Annotated in this window: 16 protein-coding genes; 15 read left to right on the plus strand and 1 reads right to left on the minus strand. The window is 70.8% G+C overall.

Annotated features, from left to right (window positions below; all coding sequences use genetic code 11):
• Positions 1–119 precede the first annotated feature (119 nt).
• From AC27LF_RS34730 to AC27LF_RS34755, 6 genes are all read left to right on the plus strand, one after another.
• Positions 120–248, plus strand: coding sequence for a hypothetical protein (locus AC27LF_RS34730; RefSeq protein ID WP_479663441.1), 129 nt, complete (start codon positions 120–122; stop codon positions 246–248).
• 893 nt (positions 249–1,141) lie between these two features.
• Positions 1,142–2,101, plus strand: coding sequence for an ABC transporter substrate-binding protein (locus AC27LF_RS34735; protein WP_479663442.1), 960 nt, complete (start codon positions 1,142–1,144; stop codon positions 2,099–2,101).
• The gene (locus tag AC27LF_RS34740) at positions 2,098–3,312 is read left to right on the plus strand and encodes an ABC transporter substrate-binding protein (RefSeq protein ID WP_479663443.1); all 1,215 of its coding nucleotides are present in this window, start codon (positions 2,098–2,100) and stop codon (positions 3,310–3,312) included. Before AC27LF_RS34735 ends, AC27LF_RS34740 begins: the two co-directional genes overlap by 4 nt.
• Positions 3,309–4,229 carry an ABC transporter permease gene (locus AC27LF_RS34745; protein WP_479663444.1) on the plus strand — a complete coding sequence of 307 codons (921 nt, stop codon included), beginning with the start codon at positions 3,309–3,311 and terminating at the stop codon, positions 4,227–4,229. Before AC27LF_RS34740 ends, AC27LF_RS34745 begins: the two co-directional genes overlap by 4 nt.
• Positions 4,230–4,364: 135 nt before the next feature.
• Entirely contained in the window at positions 4,365–5,165 is an 801-nt protein-coding gene (locus AC27LF_RS34750) for an ABC transporter ATP-binding protein (RefSeq protein ID WP_479663445.1), read from the plus strand.
• The gene (locus AC27LF_RS34755; protein ID WP_479663446.1) at positions 5,162–6,298 is read left to right on the plus strand and encodes a phosphotransferase enzyme family protein; all 1,137 of its coding nucleotides are present in this window, start codon (positions 5,162–5,164) and stop codon (positions 6,296–6,298) included. The genes AC27LF_RS34750 and AC27LF_RS34755 overlap by 4 nt, the downstream gene beginning before the upstream one ends.
• A gap of 302 nt (positions 6,299–6,600) precedes the next feature.
• On the opposite strand, the gene AC27LF_RS34760 is transcribed toward AC27LF_RS34755, so the two are convergent.
• On the minus strand, positions 6,601–6,807 hold the full coding sequence (locus tag AC27LF_RS34760; RefSeq protein ID WP_479663447.1) for a hypothetical protein: 207 nt from the start codon (positions 6,805–6,807) through the stop codon (positions 6,601–6,603).
• 149 nt (positions 6,808–6,956) lie between these two features.
• Between AC27LF_RS34760 and AC27LF_RS34765 the strand changes: the two genes are divergently transcribed.
• The 9 genes from AC27LF_RS34765 (at position 6,957) to solA (ending at position 16,506) form a co-directional block, all read left to right on the plus strand.
• A complete protein-coding gene (locus tag AC27LF_RS34765; protein ID WP_479663448.1) occupies positions 6,957–7,322 on the plus strand; it encodes a hypothetical protein in 366 nt (121 codons plus the stop codon).
• Between the two features lie 179 nt (positions 7,323–7,501).
• Complete coding sequence (locus AC27LF_RS34770) at positions 7,502–8,206, plus strand: GntR family transcriptional regulator (RefSeq protein WP_479663449.1); 705 nt, start codon at positions 7,502–7,504, stop codon at positions 8,204–8,206.
• Between the two features lie 449 nt (positions 8,207–8,655).
• Positions 8,656–9,834: an ABC transporter substrate-binding protein gene (locus AC27LF_RS34775; RefSeq protein ID WP_479663450.1), complete on the plus strand. Its 1,179-nt coding sequence runs from the start codon at positions 8,656–8,658 to the stop codon at positions 9,832–9,834.
• Positions 9,831–10,718 (plus strand): carbohydrate ABC transporter permease, encoded by an 888-nt coding sequence (locus AC27LF_RS34780; RefSeq protein ID WP_479663451.1) that lies wholly within the window; start codon positions 9,831–9,833, stop codon positions 10,716–10,718. Before AC27LF_RS34775 ends, AC27LF_RS34780 begins: the two co-directional genes overlap by 4 nt.
• On the plus strand, positions 10,715–11,551 hold the full coding sequence (locus tag AC27LF_RS34785) for a carbohydrate ABC transporter permease (RefSeq protein ID WP_479663452.1): 837 nt from the start codon (positions 10,715–10,717) through the stop codon (positions 11,549–11,551). The genes AC27LF_RS34780 and AC27LF_RS34785 overlap by 4 nt, the downstream gene beginning before the upstream one ends.
• Positions 11,548–12,948 (plus strand): LLM class flavin-dependent oxidoreductase, encoded by a 1,401-nt coding sequence (locus tag AC27LF_RS34790; RefSeq protein WP_479663453.1) that lies wholly within the window; start codon positions 11,548–11,550, stop codon positions 12,946–12,948. The genes AC27LF_RS34785 and AC27LF_RS34790 overlap by 4 nt, the downstream gene beginning before the upstream one ends.
• Positions 12,945–14,132 (plus strand): acyl-CoA dehydrogenase family protein, encoded by a 1,188-nt coding sequence (locus AC27LF_RS34795; RefSeq protein WP_479663454.1) that lies wholly within the window; start codon positions 12,945–12,947, stop codon positions 14,130–14,132. The genes AC27LF_RS34790 and AC27LF_RS34795 overlap by 4 nt, the downstream gene beginning before the upstream one ends.
• Before the next feature lie 86 nt (positions 14,133–14,218).
• A complete protein-coding gene (locus tag AC27LF_RS34800; protein WP_479663455.1) occupies positions 14,219–15,289 on the plus strand; it encodes an aldo/keto reductase in 1,071 nt (356 codons plus the stop codon).
• Complete coding sequence (gene solA / locus AC27LF_RS34805) at positions 15,286–16,506, plus strand: N-methyl-L-tryptophan oxidase (protein ID WP_479663456.1); 1,221 nt, start codon at positions 15,286–15,288, stop codon at positions 16,504–16,506. Before AC27LF_RS34800 ends, solA begins: the two co-directional genes overlap by 4 nt.
• Positions 16,507–17,239: the final 733 nt, after the last annotated feature.

The following is a 17,239-nucleotide window of genomic DNA, read 5'->3' on the forward strand; positions in this document are numbered from 1 at the left end:
CTCGCCGCCACCACATCGGGTGTTATCCCGATAAAGTGCACTATCACGCCATCAACTTCCGCTCTGCGGACCGGATGTGCGTCCCCGACCGTCCCGGACCGACCGGAGAGGAGCCACGGATGCCCACGAACCTCCTGAGCGGACCGTCGCTCCTGCGCCCGGCCGCAGTCGACCGCGACCGTCGCCTCACTCTGCGCCGCCATGTCGATCTCGGGCGCTGCGCCAGCGCCTTCTGTACCGCCGGCTGACCCGCGGACGCCGCACCGGCGCCGCACTCCCGCCGCGCCGCGCGGCCGCCCAGCCGTAACAGGCCCCCGGCTGCCCGCTCCACGTGGCCCCCGCCGTCGCCCCTTTGTCCGGCTGCCCGTTCCCGGCCCTCCACGGCGCGTGGGCGTGCGCCCTTCACCGCCCGCCCGCGGCCCGCTTTCCCGTCGACCCGGAGCATGACCATGAGCCCGTCCTCTCCCGCTGCCGGCCCCGCGCCCCGGCGGATACCCCGCAGCGGTCCGCGCCAGTCGACCGTGGGGCGGAGCGTGATGTGCCTGTGGCGCCACCCCGACAGCCAGGCGCACCGGTACCGTGACCTGGCCCACCGGATGGGGACCGCCCCGCTCGACGCCCACCAGGGCTCCGTCGACGCGGCCCCGCGGGACCGCATAGCCACCCCCAGCGGCGACCCGCTACTCCTGGTCGGCGCGCCGACCGCCGCCACCGCGCACCCCGGATGTGCGGTCACCGTCTCCGCCACCCACCAACGCCCTCTGGGGTTCGCCCGGAAGACGACCACGCTCGACCACCTGAGCAATGGGCGGATCGGTGGGGACACCGTCAGCTCGGCCCTGGAGGGCGCCGCCCGGGCCCGGCCTGCGGCGGCGGATCCGCCAAGGTGCATCCCGCCGACTACAGGGGAACCTGCTCAACGGCCCCCGCGGTTCTTCCCCTCCGCCGCCGCCGCCGTTGCCGAGGCCGAACTCCAGTTCCGCGGGCGGGTGTTGTGGACACGGAACGATTACCAGGGCGCCGCCCCGCGCGAGCACACGTGCGGCCCCGGCTGCCGTCGGCCCCCGCCACCGGCGCGGCTGACCCGCCCGCCGTGCCGCTTCCGCCTTCCCTTCCCACCCCCACCCGATCCGGAGCCGACGTGTCCCACATCCGTGTCATGCTCGACTACTTCCACCCCTGGCCCAACTCCGCGGGCTTCTTCGTGGCCCGTGACCGAGGCTGGTACCGGGAGGCCGGGCTGGAGGTCGAGCTGCGCGTACAGGATCCGGGCCGCGGCGACACCCTGGAGTATCTGGCCCGCCGCCAGGCGGACTTCGGCGTCTTCCCGCCCAACCGGCTGCTGGTGCGCCGATCCCAAGGGCAGCAGCTGGTCGCGCTGGCCGCCGTCAATCACCGTGCCCTGGAAGCCGTGCAGACCGTCACCGGCCGTGGCATCGAGCGGCCCCGCGACCTGGCCGGGCGGCGCCTGGCGTACAACCCGACACCGCGCGGCCGGGCCATGGTGCGCCACCTTGTCGCCGCGGACGGCGGTGACCCCGACGCCGTGGTGACGGTCGACTCCGGGTACCGCGAACTGACCGTCGACGAGCTGGAGTCCGGGGAGGCGGACGCCACCTTCGGCGTCTACTGGTCATGGGACGCGCTCCGCGGCGGCCTGCGTGAGGAGCGCCGCCTGACCTGGCCCGTTGACGAGATAGGCGCCCCCCGCTACCACAGCTATCTGCTGGGGGCGCACGAGGAGACGGTGCGGGTCGACCCCGACGCGGTGCGCCGGTTCCTCGCGGTCACTGCGCGCGGATTCGCCACCGCCGCCGCCGACCAGCCCGCCACCCTGGCCCTGATGGAACGCGTCATCCCCTACTTCCCGCGCCCGCTGATCGCCCGGTCCCTGGAGCTTGTGGCCCCGACCTGGACCGACCCGGACGGTCGGTGGGGCGTCATCGCCGAGGACCGGATGGGCCCCTACGCCGACTGGCTCGCCGCCCACGGCGTACTGCCCGATGCCGACGGCTGGCGCGCGGCGTACACCACCGAACTGCTGCCCCGCGCCGAACCGCGCGACCCCGCCGCGGTCCCGGCCGGCCAGGACATCGCGTGAACCCGGCACCGGCCGCCGCGAGCACCGGGTCCGGCCGGCCCCGCGACGCCCTGCCGTGTCCCGGCGTCGCCCGCCACCCCCCGGCCTTCCTCGCCCGCACCGGGCAGGCCCCCGCCCGCCGCCAGAAACGAGCCCGTCCCGTGAACCCGACCCACCCGCTCTCCCGCGCGTCGCACCGCACCGCCCGCGTCGCGGTGGCGGCCACCGCCCTCGCCACCCTGCTCGCCACCGCCGCCTGCTCCTCCGGCTCCGGACCCTCCGACGGCGGTGCCAAGGGCCTGACCCAGGTCACCCTCGCCCTCGACTGGACGCCGAACACCAACCACACCGGCATCTACGTCGCCCAGCAGCTCGGCTGGTTCAAGGACGCCGGGATCGACCTGAAGATCGTGCCCTACGGCTCGACCTCGCCCGAGACACTCATCGCCAACCACAAGGCGGACTTCGGCATCTCCTACCAGGAGGGGATCACCGCCGCCCGGTCGGCCGGCCAGGACATCACCTCCGTCTACGCCGTGACGCAGAAGACCGACGTCACCATCGCGGTCTCCGCCCGCCGCGACGACATCACCTCGCCCAAGGACCTGGACGGCAAGACGTACGCCGGGTTCGGCGCCGCCTACGAGAAGCCCCTGCTGCAGTCCGTCATCAAGAACGCCGGCGGCAAGGGCGACTTCAAGTCGGTCACCCTCAGCACCTCCGCCTACTCCGCCCTGTACGCGGGCAAGGCGGACTTCGCGATGCCGATGCCGACCTGGGAAGGACTGGAGGCGAAGCTCAGCGGCAAGCCCCTTAAGAACTTCGAACTCACCGACTACGGCTTCCCCGAGATCTACTCCACTCTGATCGCCTCCTCCGACCAGTACCTGAAGGCGAACGGCACGACGGCAAAGAAATTCCTCGCCGCGGTGGGGCGCGGCTACGCCTACGCCGTGGACAACCCCTCGAAGGCCGCCGACCTGCTCATCAAGGCGAACATGAGCGTGCTGACCAACACCGAACTGGTCCAGCAGAGCGAGAAGTTGCTCGCCGACTCCTACTACCGTGCCGCCGACGGCTCGCTCGGCACCCAGTCCGCCCGGCGCTGGCAGGCATTCGCCGACTTCGAGTACCAGGCCGGGCTGCTGAGCGACGCAGGCGGCAAGAAGCTCACCGCCACGCCGGACACCTCGGCGTGGTTCAGCAACGACTACCTTCCGGAGAAGTCGTGACCGGCACCACCACCGGCACGCCCGGCCCCGCCGTCCGGGCGGCGTCCACTCGGCCCGCCCCCGGGCCGGACCCGGCGAACCCCCGACCCGGGGCCGCCGGCGAGCCCCGGGCCCGACGTGGCCCGCGCCGCCTGTCCGTCGTCCTGCCACCGGTCCTGGTCGTCGCGGTGCTGCTCGCGGTCTGGCAGACCTACACCAGCGCCGCCGGCGTCGACCCGACCGTCCTGCCCGGACCCTGGCGGGTGGTCTCCCAGGGCTGGCAGAACCGGCAGGACCTGTGGGAGGCCACACTGCCCACGCTCCAGGAGACCGTGGCGGGCTTCGCCATGTCGTTCGCCGCCGCCTGGCTGGTGGCGGTCCTGCTGGACTTCTCCGTCTGGGCCCGGCGCGGCCTGTACCCGCTGCTGGTCGCCTCCCAGACCATCCCGATCGTGGCCGTCGCGCCGCTGCTCATCATCTGGTTCGGCTTCGGCCTGTTCCCGAAGATGCTGGTGGTCACCCTCGCCACGTTCTTCCCGCTCGCCGCCAACCTCGCCGCCGGGTTCGCCTCCGCCGACCCGGAGGCGCTTCGGCTGCTGCGCTCCCTGGGCGCCGGACGGCTGCGCGCGTTCCGCATGGTACGGGTGCCCAGCGCGATGCCCTACTTCTTCGCCGGACTGCGCGTGAGCATCACCTATGCCGTGGTCGGCGCGGTGTTCGCCGAGTACGCCGGAGCGGAGAACGGACTCGGCATCTACATGCAGGCGCAGAAGAGCGCCTTCCGCACCGACCTCGTCTTCGCGGCCGTGGCCGTGACCGCCGCCCTGAGCATCGCCCTGTTCGCGGCCACCTACCTCCTCCAGCGCATCGTCCTGCCCTGGTCGCGAGCGACCCGGCGAACGGAACGCCCCATTCGTGCTGGCACGCCCCGAGGGTGACGGGGGTGAAGTGCGACCGCGCGCTCCGCCACGGATCATCGCCCACAGGACACCGAGGCGTCGGCGCGCAAGCGCCGACAGGTCCTGTTCGCGGCCCTTCCAGATCAGACACCACGCCTTGAAAGGCAGGACGCCATGACCGCCCCCGGCGCCCCGGCCCCGTCCGGCCCCGACCCCCGACTCCTGCTGCGGCAGGTCAACAAGACCTACGACGGTCTGGAAGTCCTGCGCGGCATCGACCTGTCCGTCGCGCCCGGCGAGTTCGTCGCCGTGATCGGTCCGAGCGGCAGCGGCAAGAGCACCCTGCTCAACCTCGTCTCCGGACTGGACCGGCCCACCGCGGGAGAGGTCCTGGTGGACGGGGAGCCCCCGCGCACCCGCTCCGGCCGGGTCGCCTACATGCCACAGAAGGACCTGCTCTTCCCCTGGCGCACCATCCTCGCCAACACTGCGCTCGGCCTTCAGGCCCAGGGCGTGCGGCGGGCGGAGGCCCGACGCCGGGCATCCGCCCTGTTCGACGCGTTCGGCCTCGACGGCTTCCAGGACAGCTACCCCGCCCAGCTCAGCGGCGGCATGCGGCAGCGCGCCGCGCTGCTGCGCACCGTGGTGCTCGGACGGCCGCTGCTGCTGCTGGACGAGCCGTTCGGCGCGCTGGACTCCCTCACCCGCACCGATCTGCAGCACTGGCTGGCCGACATGTGGCAGCGGTACCGCTGGACAGTGGTGCTGGTCACCCACGACATCCGGGAAGCGGTGGTGCTCGCCGATACGGTCCATGTGCTCTCGCCTCGGCCCGCATCGGTGACCGCGCGCATCGAAGTGCCCCGACCGTCGCCCGCCGCAGACGGGCCCCGCGCCCTGGACCCGGTCACGGCCGCCGCCGTCGAGAAGCAGGTGCTGGCTGCGCTCGCCGCCCCGGCGGGAGCCGCACGATGACCGACGCCCACGACGCCACAGCAGGGACCCGGCCGGCCACCCACGGCCTGGGCTACGAACGGGTCGAGCCCGACTGGGCGCCGCTGACCGGCGGCGAAGCGGCGGACGTGCTCGGCGGCCCGGTACGGCTGCACTGGCACAGCCCCCGGCCACTGTCCGCGGCGGCCGTCGTCGAGCACGACGGGCAGCGGGTGTTCCTCAAACGGCACCACAGCTCCGTGCGGACCCTCGACGGACTGGCCGAGGAACATGCGTTCCTGCGCCATCTGCGCTCCCACGGGGCCCCCGTGGTGGAGGTCCTCGACAGCGCGGCACGCGGCGAGTGGACCTACGAGGTGCACTCCTTGGGCACCGGGTCCGACCTGTACCAGGACGCCCTGTCGTGGACACCGTTCGCCGCCACCCGGCACGCCCGGGAGGCGGGCGCCGCGCTCGCCCGGCTGCACCGGGCGGCCGTCGGCCACCACGCCCCGGCTCGCCGGGCCCAGCCCTTGGTGTCGTCCTTCCGGATCTTCTCGGCCCCCGATCCGCAGGCCGCGCTCGGCGCCTACACCGCCGAGCGTCCGGCCCTGGCCGAGGCACTGAGCTCGCATCCCCTCGATGCAGACCTGGCCCGCTGGCATCTGCCGCTGCACGCCGAACTCGCGCCGCTGCTGCACGAGTTGGAGCCGCTGTGGACACACAACGACTGGCACGCCTCCAACCTGCTGTGGGACACCGCGGACGGCGCGGAGACGGTCGCCACCGTGCTCGACTTCGGCCTCAGCGACCGGACCACGGCCGTGCACGACCTTGCGGTGGCCCTCGAACGCAATGTCTTCGGCTGGCTGGACCTGCCCGGCGGACAGGTGCCGGTGCAGTACGCGCACATGACGGCCCTGCTGGAGGGCTACGCCGGCGTCCGTCCGCTGGCGGAGGCGGAGGCCGAGGCGCTGCCCGCGCTGCTGCCACTGATCAACGCCGAGTACGCGCTGTCGGAGATGGACTACTTCCACGGAGTGACGCGCTCCGCCGCCAACACCGCGCTGGCGCGGGCGTACTTCACCGACCACACCCGCTGGTTCGCTTCGCCGGACGGACTGGCCGCGCTGCGTCATCTACGGGAGACCTGCCGGCTGCTGACCGCCCGCTGAAGTCACGCCGCGCGCATCCCCGCATCGGCCCGGACACTTCCGGCGGCCCGACCGCGGCCCAACCGCGCCGGCCGTGTCACAGGCCGATGACACGGATACCGGAGCGGGTCTTGTACCGCCTGTTGATGCTGACCAGGTGGCGGTGAGCGGTTCCAGGTGCCGGGCCAGGCGCAGCGCCCCCGCGTCGATGCCGACCCGGCCGATGATCGTCTGCGCGAGCTCCGCGGCCACTGCTTTCGCCTGCTCGTCGTCGCCGCAGACGAGCACGTCCTCGTGCAGCAGTTCGGCCTCGCTCCACAGGTTCACGGCCGACAGGTGATGGAACGCACCGGCCAGTTTCGCCTCGGGGGCGAGTCGCTGCGCCTCTCGGCCGCACGGCCGTCGGCGACGGCCAGACCGCAGGGGCCCCGCTGGTCGAAGCCGAGCGGGTTGACACAGCTGATCAGCACCTTGCCCGCCAGTCGGGGCCCCAGGTGCGCGACCAGTTCGGCGTGTCCCTGGTAGGGCACCCCGGGAACGACGACGTCCAGGCCCGGCCGGATGAGGTCGGCGAGCTCCTAGTCGACCATGCCGGGCAGTTCCCCGCCGTGCACAAGGGCCTCCCGGCCAGCTCGTTCGGACTTCGACAATCCCGAGCTGGACAGGAGGCCCCGCCTTCGTGCATGCCGGAGCCGAAGATCACGCGACCGAGTCACCACACTCGAACCGGCGTCCAACAAGATCGGTACAACAACGGCTTCTGAGCGCCCTGCTCACCGAGCGCCAGGAGCGGCAGCGGCGGGAGGGCGCCCTCGACTGGGCGGACCGGTGGAGCCGGTTGGCCGACGATCCCGTACTCGCCGAACCGGCTGCCCGCCGCTTCGCCCTGCTGGGCGACCCACGCGAGCCCCGGCCTGTCGGCGCGAAGCCGGACCGGCCCACCGCCACCCGCTGGCATCTGGACACCCTGCTGGAGCAGGGCTTCGCCGAGGCCCGCCAGGTGTGGTGCTCCGCGAGCGACGCACTGGTGGCCGCACTGCGCTGAGCCGACTCCGCGGCGCGCATTCCCTTTCATTGAGCATACCCGTGAAAATGCGGGCACCGAAAAGCTGCAACATAAATTTCATAATTCTCGCGGTGCGACTTGTGCGGCACGCAGGCCTGATACCTTGATTTCACAGAAAAAGGCTACCCAAAAGGGTCTCGGGAAGGGCGGGAGCGCCAGTGCCAGTCACTCAGCGCATCTATGGGGCATTGCGCTCGGGCATACGGGACGGTCGGGTCCCCTCCGGCTCAAGGCTCGACGAGGGCCAGCTCGGTCGCACGTTCTCCGCTCCGCGTGACGCGGTCCGTGTGGCTCTGCAGCGGCTGCGCGACGACCGCCTGGTCGAGCGTGCCCCGCGCCGGGGCACCGTGGTGATGCGCGGTCCCAGCCGGGTGGATGTCGGCCAGTTGTTCCGCGTGCGCAACCTCGACCCCACGGTGGCGGTGCTGGAAGTCACCACCTGCCCCGCACCACCGGGCCTGTTCGACGAGCAGTCGGCCACCACCGAGACCGTGGTGGTCGAGCGCCTGCTGGGCCATGGCGACGCCCTCTGCTTCGAGATCACATTCTCCCGAGCCGTCGACAGCGATCTGCACGCCAGGCTGTCGGCAATGCATTCCCAGGGCCGTCCGCGCTGGGAGGCAAGTCAACCTCTCGACGAGTACTTCACCGAAAAATATAGAGCCCAGCTCGGAAATGTGGCCATCACGGCGGAAGCCGTCGAGTGCGACCGGCAACTGGCCACCCTCATTCGTATCGATGAGGGGAAATCCGTTTTTCGCTTCGAGCGCCGCCTTTCCGATGCCGACGGACTGCTCCTCGAAGTGTCCCACGCATATTTTCCAGCGAGCGCGAACTTCCTCGAATTCACCGAGGGCGCCTGACGGAGACCAGCGCGGGCTGGAATGCGTGTCTCCACCTCGCTCCCGCCTGCCGTCCGGCCGGCGCCGCAGCCGTCCGACGGGCGCAGCCCTGAAAGAGGACGCCCGACATCCGCGGAAGCGGCGTCGCGCAATCCCGCGCAATCATCGCCGCTCCCCAGTGCTCCCAAGGGGTTCTGCCGGCAGACTGGCGCGCATTCCAGATCGTGAAACCGCGTGACGACATCGGCCTGGTCAGCGCATACGATGCGGCCCGGACTTCATGTCCGCCATCTCAGGGAGGCTCGATGTCGGTTTGGCTGCCAAGGACCACGTTTCGCGCGACGGCGACGGTCGTCGCCATGGGATGTCTCGCGTTTGTGTCCGGCTGTGCAGGCGATTCCGAGGGTTCATCGGCCAAGAAGTCGCTGCCGTCCCTCTCTGCGCTGGGAAATCCGGACCAGAAGGTCACGGTGACATGGCTGGACGCGGCCAACACGAACGTGAACGTGGGCTCGACCATCAAGAAGTTCGAGGCCGAATACCCGAACATCACCATCAGGTACGAGTCGATTCCGTACGCCGATTTCGAAACCGTTCTCCCGTCCCGTCTCACGTCCGGAAAGGTCGACGTGATCACCGTCGACCAGCCGCTGACGGCCCGCTACGTGGCCGCCGGCTACCTGTCCGACATCACCCCTGTGTTCAAGAGTGAGTTCGACGCGCTGGACAAGGCTTCGCTCGCCGGTTCGACGGTCGACGGGAAGCTCTACAACGCGCCCGAGCAGTCAGACAGTTCGTTCCTCTTCTACAACAAGGACCTGCTCCAGAAGGCCGGGGTGGCGCTGCCGTCGTCCGACCCCTCGAAGCCCGCGACGTGGGAACGGATCACCTCCGACGCGAAGAAGGCACAGCAGGCCAGAGCGGAACACGGCATCACGTGGGAGCGCATCTCCAACTGGTACTACCAGTGGCCCCTCGCGCAAGGACTCGGCGGCGGCTACGGAGCCGACGGCCCGGACAGTCTGACCCCGAACCTGGACAGCGAGGCCGCGGTGAAGGCGTTCAGCTGGTACGCCGGCCTCTACAAGGACAAGGTCAGCCCGCAGGGCGACGCCAACAGCGTCTACACGAGCCTGTTCGCCTCCGGGAAGTCCGCGTTCCACATCGGCGGTGACTGGAACATCGCCGAGCTGAACAAGAACAAGGACCTGGAGTACGGGATCGCGCCGATGCCCAAGTTCGCAGGCGGCCAGCCCGTCTCGAACGCCGGCGGGGTGGGCCTGGGGCTCTACACCGGGTCGAAGAACACCGAAGCGGCGCTGACGTTCATCAACGCGATGGTGTTCAAGGGCGCCGGAGCAGCGGCGTACAACTCCGAGACCAGCTCGCCGCCGGCCAACGACAAGGGCAAGAAGCTGTACTGGGCACAGGAGGTGTTCCAGGACCCGCGGGCGACCGACGCCCAGAAGGTCGTGGACTACCAGCTGTCCCACGGCATCGCCAAGCAACGGGTGTCCACCGTCGGCTGGAACGAGCTGAGTTCCGCGCTGTCCTCGGCCCTGCTGTCCATCACCAATGGTGAGGACGTCGGGAAGGCCCTGAAGTCGGCGCAGGCCACGGCCGGCGCGGCGCTGGAGAAGTACAAGTGAGCCGTCGTACTCCCGGGGTACGGCGCGGGGCCCGGACCGGCGTGCTGCTGGCCTTCACCGGTCCGGCCCTGGCTCTGCTGATCCTCACCAGGCTCGCTCCCGAGGGCTACTCGCTCGTCGCGTCGTTGGAGAAGGTCGACCCGTTCGGCAGCGCCTCGTGGACATTCGCCGGGTGGGACAACTTCCGGCGGCTGTTCACGAGCGCGGCGTTCTGGCAGGTGCTCGGCGTGACGGTGTGGTTCGTCGTCCTGGCTAGTCCCGTCATCGTGGTGGGATCACTCTTCCTGGCCTGGCTCTACACCCGCACGATGCCGATGCGCGGGTTCTGGCGCACGGTGGCGTTCCTGCCCAGCGCCATCCCCAGCCTGGGGCTGACGGTCATGTGGGGCGTGGCGCTGAAGCCCACCGGTGTGATGAACAACGTCCTCGACGCGCTCGGTCTGCCCGCCCAGGGCTTCTACAGCTCCACGGCACAGGCCCTGCCGACCATCGCGTTGATCACGGCCTGGGGCGGTGTCGGCTACTGGATGGTCTTCCTGATCGCCGGCCTGCTGGACATCCCGCGTGAGGTGCTTGAGGCCGCGCGGATGGACGGGGCGTCATCATGGCGCGAGTTCTTCTCCGTGGTCGTGCCGCTGCTGCGCAGGCCGCTGCTGTTCGTGCTGGTCGCCAACACCGTCTGGGTGTTCCAGATCTACGCCCCGATCCAGGTGCTCACGAACGGCGGGCCCTCGGGAGCGACCTCGACCCTGATGTTCGACACCGTCCGCACCGCGACGGTCTACTCCAACCAGCAGCAGGCGATGGCCCAGATGGTGGTCCTGCTGGTGCTGCTCGGCGCCACCGTCGCCGCGCAGTTCGCCCTGCTCGGGGAGCGGGAATGACAGCCCTCGCGCAGAAGCGGGTACGGCGGTACGGCCTGACCGTGCTCGGCGTGCTCAGCGGCCTGGTCTTCCTCGTCCCGGTCTGGTGGCTCGTCGTCGCCGCGTTCCGGGATCCGACGGAGGCGCTCAGCAGCACATCGGTCCTCGACACACTGATACCGCGGTCCTTCTCCTTCGCGGGCTTCCGGTCGGCGATCGAGGACGGCTACCTCCGTGCGGTCGGTGTCTCGCTCGCGGCGGCGGCCGGCACGGTCGTGGGCGGGCTGGCGGTGTCGTCCCTCGCCGCGTACGGATTCGTCGTGGTGCGGACCCGGCTTTCGAAGGTGCTGTTCGTGGTGATCGTGGCCAGCTTTCTGCTGCCGTTCGAGACGGTGTCGGTGCCGTTGGTGCCGGTCTTCTCCCGTTTCGGCCTGTCCGACGGACTGCCCGCGCTGATTCTGCCGGCTCTCGGCAACGGGCTGGCGGTGTTCAACCTGCGCCAGGCGTTCCTGAGCGTCCCGCTCGAACTGGCCGAGGCGCAGCACATGGACGGCGCGGGACATCTGCGCCGCTTCTGGCACCTGTACCTTCCGCTGAGCCGCCCGGCACTGATCGGTTCCGGGATGATCCTCTTCGTGTCGCAGTGGGACTCCTATCTGTGGCCGCTCCTGATCATCTCCGACAACCACAACGTCACGGCGAGTGTGGCGATCGCGTCGAACTTCGGCCCCCTGTCGTCCCACACACAGCGGGCGTTCGCCGAGGTCCTCGTCCTCGTCGTCATTCCGGCGGTCCTGCTGCTGTTCGCCCAGCGCCGGCTCATCGCCTCGTCCTCCACCAGCGGTATCCGATGACATCCAAGGAGCAGATCATTCCGGCACGCAACCGCCCCCTGATCTTCAACGCGTTCGAGATGACCGGTGTCGGTTACTACGCGCACGGCACCTGGACGCACCCTCGCAGTCACCGGGAACGTTTCACCGATCTCTCGTTCTGGCTGGACCGCGCGCGCCAGTTCGAGGAGGGCCTGTTCGACGCGGTGTTCTTCGCGGACGTGCTCGGGGTCTACGACATCTACCGGCGGTCCCCGGATCCCGCGATCCGCAGCGCCGTCGACTTCCCGCTGCTGGACCCGGTGACCGTCATCCCGGCCATGGCCGCGGTGACCCGGCACCTCGGGTTCGCGGTCACCGTCTCCACCACCTACGAGCACCCGTTCGCCCACGCACGCCGCTTCGCGAGTCTCGACCACCTCACCGGTGGCCGGATCGGCTGGAACGTCGTCACGTCCTATCTGCCGAACGCCGCCCGCAACTTCGGCCTTTCCGAGATGCCGGGGCACGCGGTGCGCTACGCCCGGGCGGAGGAGTTCCTGGAGGTCTCCTACAAGCTCTGGGAGGGCAGCTGGCTCGACGACGCGGTGCTGTACGACAAGGAGAACGCTGTCTACGCCGACCCGGCGAAGGTTCGGCGTATCGACCACCACGGGCAGCTGTTCGACGTGCAGGGCCCCTCGCTGGTGCCGCCGTCGCGGCAGCGTACCCCGGTGATCTACCAGGCCGGAGCATCCGAGCGGGGACGTGCCTTCGCCGGCCGTCATGCCGAAGCCGTCTTCGTCAACGGCACCCATCCCGGCGCGCTGACCGCGGCGATCACCGCGATCCGTGACGCCGCCGAGGCCGCGGGACGCAGGCGCGACGACCTGCGGGTGGTCACCGACCTGTCGGTGGTCATCGGCCGGACCGAGGAGGAGGCCCAGCGCAAGGCGGACCTGGTGCGGCGCTCCCAGTCGGTCGAAGGCGCCCTGGCCGGCTTCGGCGGCGCCAGCGGCATCGACCTCTCCACCGCGTCCGGAACGGAACGGCTCAGTCCCGCACCGGGCGAGCACTCCCAGTCCGAGGCCGCCCGGTTCACCAGGGAGAAGCAGACCCCCGACCGGGTGGACGACGTCGTCCGCCGCCTGACCGACCTCAGCCCGTACTCGGAGACGCTGATCGGCACACCCGCGCAGATCGCCGACGGGATCAGCCGGATAGCGGACACCACCGGAGTCGACGGCTTCAACCTGCACGAGTTCGTCACGCCCGACGACTTCACCGAGTTCATCGAGTCCGTCGTGCCGATCCTGCAACGACGGGGCCTCTACCGCACCGCGTACGAGCCCGGCAGCCACCGTCACCGGCTGCTCGGTGCCGGCGACCGGGTGGCCGGCACCCATCCCGCCGCGGCCTTCCGGGAGGTGTCGGCATGAGTACCCCACCCGTGCCCGTCCTGGCATCGGCGTCCGAGGCCGTCCGGGCGGCTCACGACCTCGCCGACGAACTCGCGGCGGACGCCTCGGAGCGCGATCGCGAGGGACGTTTCCCGTACCGGGCGGCGAGGCTGCTGTCGGAGTCGGGGCTGCTGGGCATCCGGATCCCCGCCGCGTACGGGGGCGCGGGCGTGGACCAGCGGACCGTCGCCGAGGTCTTCCGCGTCCTGGCGGCAGCGGACGGTGCCCTGGCGCAGATCCCGCAAAGTCACTTCGCGTTCCTCGACGCGCTCCTCGTGGCCGGCGACGAGACGCTCCGGCGCGAGGTGTTCACGGCGGTGCTCGCCGGCGCCCGCATCGGGAACGCCGCAAGCGAGCGGGGCGGCAAGACGGCCGCCGACTTCCGCACCCGGGTCGTGCAGAGCGCGGACGGTCTGCGGCTGCAGGGCACCAAGCACTACGCCACCGGGGCGCTCGGCGCACAGTGGATCGCCGTCTACGCGCTCCTCGACGACGAACTCACCGTCGTCTTCGTGCCCGGCGACGCCCCGGGCGTGCGTCTCGCGGACGACTGGGCCGGCATGGGACAGCGCGCCACGGGAAGCGGTACCGCCCAGTTCGACGACGTACCCGTGGCCACACACCGGGTGATCAGGCCGTGGACCCAGCCCGCCGCGCGCCGCGGCTGGTGGCTCGCCGGCCGGCTCGCGCACACCGCCATCGACGTCGGCATCGCCGAGAACGCCCTGCACGACGGCCTCGCCTATCTGGCCACTCGGGCGCGGGTCTCCCCTGGGCTGCCGTTCGACACCCCTGGGGACGACCCGCTGATCCAGCACGGTGTCGGCGTGGCCGCCGCCCGCACCCGAGCGGCACGGCTGCTGCTGGAGGACGCGGCCCGCGCGGTCGACCTGGCCTGGAACAGCGACGACGACACGGACGTCCACGAGGCACGCCTCGTCCTGGACCAGGCGAAGGCGTTCGCCGCCGACGTCGCCGTCGAGGTGTCCACCGACCTGTTCACCTGGACGGGCTCCAGCGCCACCGACGACCGGCACAACCTGCACCGGCACTGGCGCAACGCCCGTACCCACACCCTCCACGATCCGAACGGCTGGAAGTACGCCTCCGCCGGCGCGGCCCTCGTCCGCCAGGCCCAGGAGGACCGCGCCGCAGGCGACTGAGGCCGACCCCGGACACCCCGTCACCGCAGCGCACGGCGCGGCCGAGAACCCCGTACCCGCCCACCCCGACGCCCTCTTGGAGAACCATGTCGAACACCGCCACCTTCGACGACGAGCGCCCCGACCCGCACGACGTCTTCCGCGCCGACCCGCGCCGAGCCGCCGGGGTCGAGTACCGACGCGCCGGCCGCAGCGGTCTGCTGCTGCCCCCCATCAGTCTCGGCCTGTGGTACGGGTACGGGGACGACCGGGCGTTCCAGACACAGCGGGACCTGATCCGCTACGCCTTCGACCACGGTGTCACCCACTTCGACCTGGCCAACAACTACGGCCCGCCCCCGGGCGCCGCCGAGGAGAACTTCGGGCGGGTACTGCGCAAGGACCTGCGTCCCTACCGCAACGAACTGGTCATCACCACCAAGGCAGGCTGGCCGATGTGGCCCGGCCCCTACGGCCGCCTCGGCTCGGCCAAGTACCTGCTCACCAGCCTGGACGAGTCCCTGGAGCGGCTCGGCGTCGACCACGTCGACATCTTCTACTCCCACCGCTACGACCCGGACACCCCGCTGGAGGAGACCATCGGGGCGCTCGACGCCGCCGTACGGGCCGGCAAGGCCCTGTATGTGGGTATCTCCTCCTACTCGGCCGCGCGCACCAAGGAGGCGATCGCCATCGCGCGGAGTCTCGGCACGCCGCTGGCGGTCCACCAGCCCTCGTACTCGCTGCTGAACCGGTGGATCGAGACCGAACTGCTGGACACACTGGGCGAGGCCGGCATCGGCTCCGCCGTGTTCACGCCGCTGGCCCAGGGCCTGCTCACCGACCGTTACCTGAACGGTTTCGACGGGGTGCGGCGCAGCGGCGCGCGTCCCACGCTGCCCGCGGCGGCGCTGACCGACGCCAACCTGGTGAAGCTGCGGGCCCTGAACCAGATCGCCGAGCGCCGCGGCCAGACCCTCGCACAGCTCGCGCTCGCCTGGGTGCTGCGTGACACCCGGGTCACGACCGCCGTGGTCGGTGCGGTCAGCGTGGAGCAACTCCGCGACAATCTCGATGCGTTGACGAACCTCTCCTTCACCGAGAAGGAACTCGCCGAGATCGACGAGCACGCTGTCGAGGCCGGGGTCAACCCCTGGACGGCCTCGTCCGCGCTGTGACCGGCGACAGCGCCGCGGCGGTCCGGAGCGGGTCCTTCGCGCCCGTACGCACGGATGTCGTGGTGGTCGGCCTCGGCGCGTTCGGCTCGGCCGCCCTGTGGCGCCTGGCCGAGCGCGGGGTCGATGTGGTGGGCCTCGATCGTTTCGGGGTGGGGCACCCGTTCGGCTCGTCGCACGGCGTCACCCGGCTGTTCCGGGTCGCCTGCCAGGAGCATCCCGGGTTGTCCCCGATCGCGGGCAGGACCCGCGACCTGTGGCACGAACTCGAAGACCGCTACCGGCAGGAGCTGGTGCGGCAGAGCGGATGCCTGAGCGTGGGCTCACCGGGATCGACGCCGATCACCGGGACCCTCGCCGCCGCGGCCGGCGCGGGCCTGCCGGTGGTCCGCATGGGGCACGACGAACTCATCGCCCGCTACCCGCAGTACGCCGGTCTGGGCGCCACCGACGAGGCGGTCCTCGACCCGGAGGCCGGGATCTGTTTCCCCGAGCGGGCCGTGCGCGCCCATGTGCGCGCGGCGTCCGAGCAGGGGGCCGTGGTCTATACGGACACGCGGGTGGTCCGTCTCGAACTCACCGCGGACGGCGTCGTCGCACACACACCGACCACGCGTGTGGTCGCCCGGCAGGCCGTCGTCAGCGCCGGGGCCTGGCTCGGACAGCTGGTCCCCGGCCTGCCCCTGCAACCGCGCCGCGTCCCCCTGTTCTGGTTCCGGGCCCGCGACCCGCGGGACGAGGGGTTCGCTCTGGAACGGTTCCCGGCGTTCATCCGGCAACTCCCGGACGGCCGGGTGCTGTGGGGGCACGGCTCGGACAGCCGGGAGGGCTTCGGCATCAAGATTGGGATGGAGGATCAGGGGCACAACTTCTCGGACACCGATCCCGACGAGGTGGACCGCGGCATCCATCCGGACACGGACATCGCCCAGCTGTCCGCGTGGGTCGCCGACGCGTTCCCTGGTGTCGATCCGGTACCGGCCTGCGCAGCCCCCTGCATGATCACCACGACCCCGGACCACCAGTTCGTCGTCGGACGGCCCCGCGGCGACCCGCGTCTGGTGGTCGCCGGCGGGGACTCGGGCCACGGCTTCAAGCACGCCGCCGGCATCGGTGAGCTGCTGGCCGGATTCACGCTGGGCGAGACTCCGTACACCGACGTCGGATTCCTCTCCCCCGACCGCTTTCCCACCTCGGGTAACGAGCCGGCACCGAGCTGACGCCGGTCCCGTGCCCGGTTACCGCCGGCCCTGAAGAAAGGCGTCCAGCGGTGTCGCGGTCCGGGCGGGGCTTCTTCGGGCACGTAGTGGTCGCAGGGCAGCGCCTGGCCCCGTACGTCGGTGGCGTAGGCGCGCCAGACGTCGAGGACGTCGTAGGTGCGGCCGACGAAGCTGTGTGCGCCCCACAGTGCCAGCAGGGGACAGGTGACGCGGCGGCCCGCGGCGGCGTCCGCGTCGTCGTGGACGAGGTCGATGCTCGCGGCGGCGCGGTAGTCCTCGCAGGAGGTGTGGATGGCTGCCGGGTCGGAGAAGCAGCGCACGTACTCGTCCAGCGCACGAGGGTCGAGGGGGTTCCGCCGAGCCGAGCCTCCTCGCGCACCTCTGAGTCGGGGTGATGGAGGAAGGACTCGATTACTGACGTTGTCGTCGTGATGTCGTCGAGGTGAGGCCGGTTTCGGCGAGACATCCCATGCCGGCCGCGGCCTGACAATCGGACGCGCCCACAGGGGAGGCAGGTGCGAGCGCCTCCCCTCAGCTCAGGTGCGTGTCTCGGGATTTGGGCGATCCTTGACCGCTCCCGTCCGCGGATGCCAATCTCTCGATCATGTCGTGGACCCCGCTGACCAGCCGCCGGGTGGTTGATTACATGCTGATCGCCACCAGCGCCTGTCGCTTCTGCTGACGGTTCTTCCCGCTGGCCGTTCTCATCGGTCGATCGCCGGATTCCGCTAGC

It is taken from the genome of Streptomyces diversicolor, assembly GCF_057537855.1.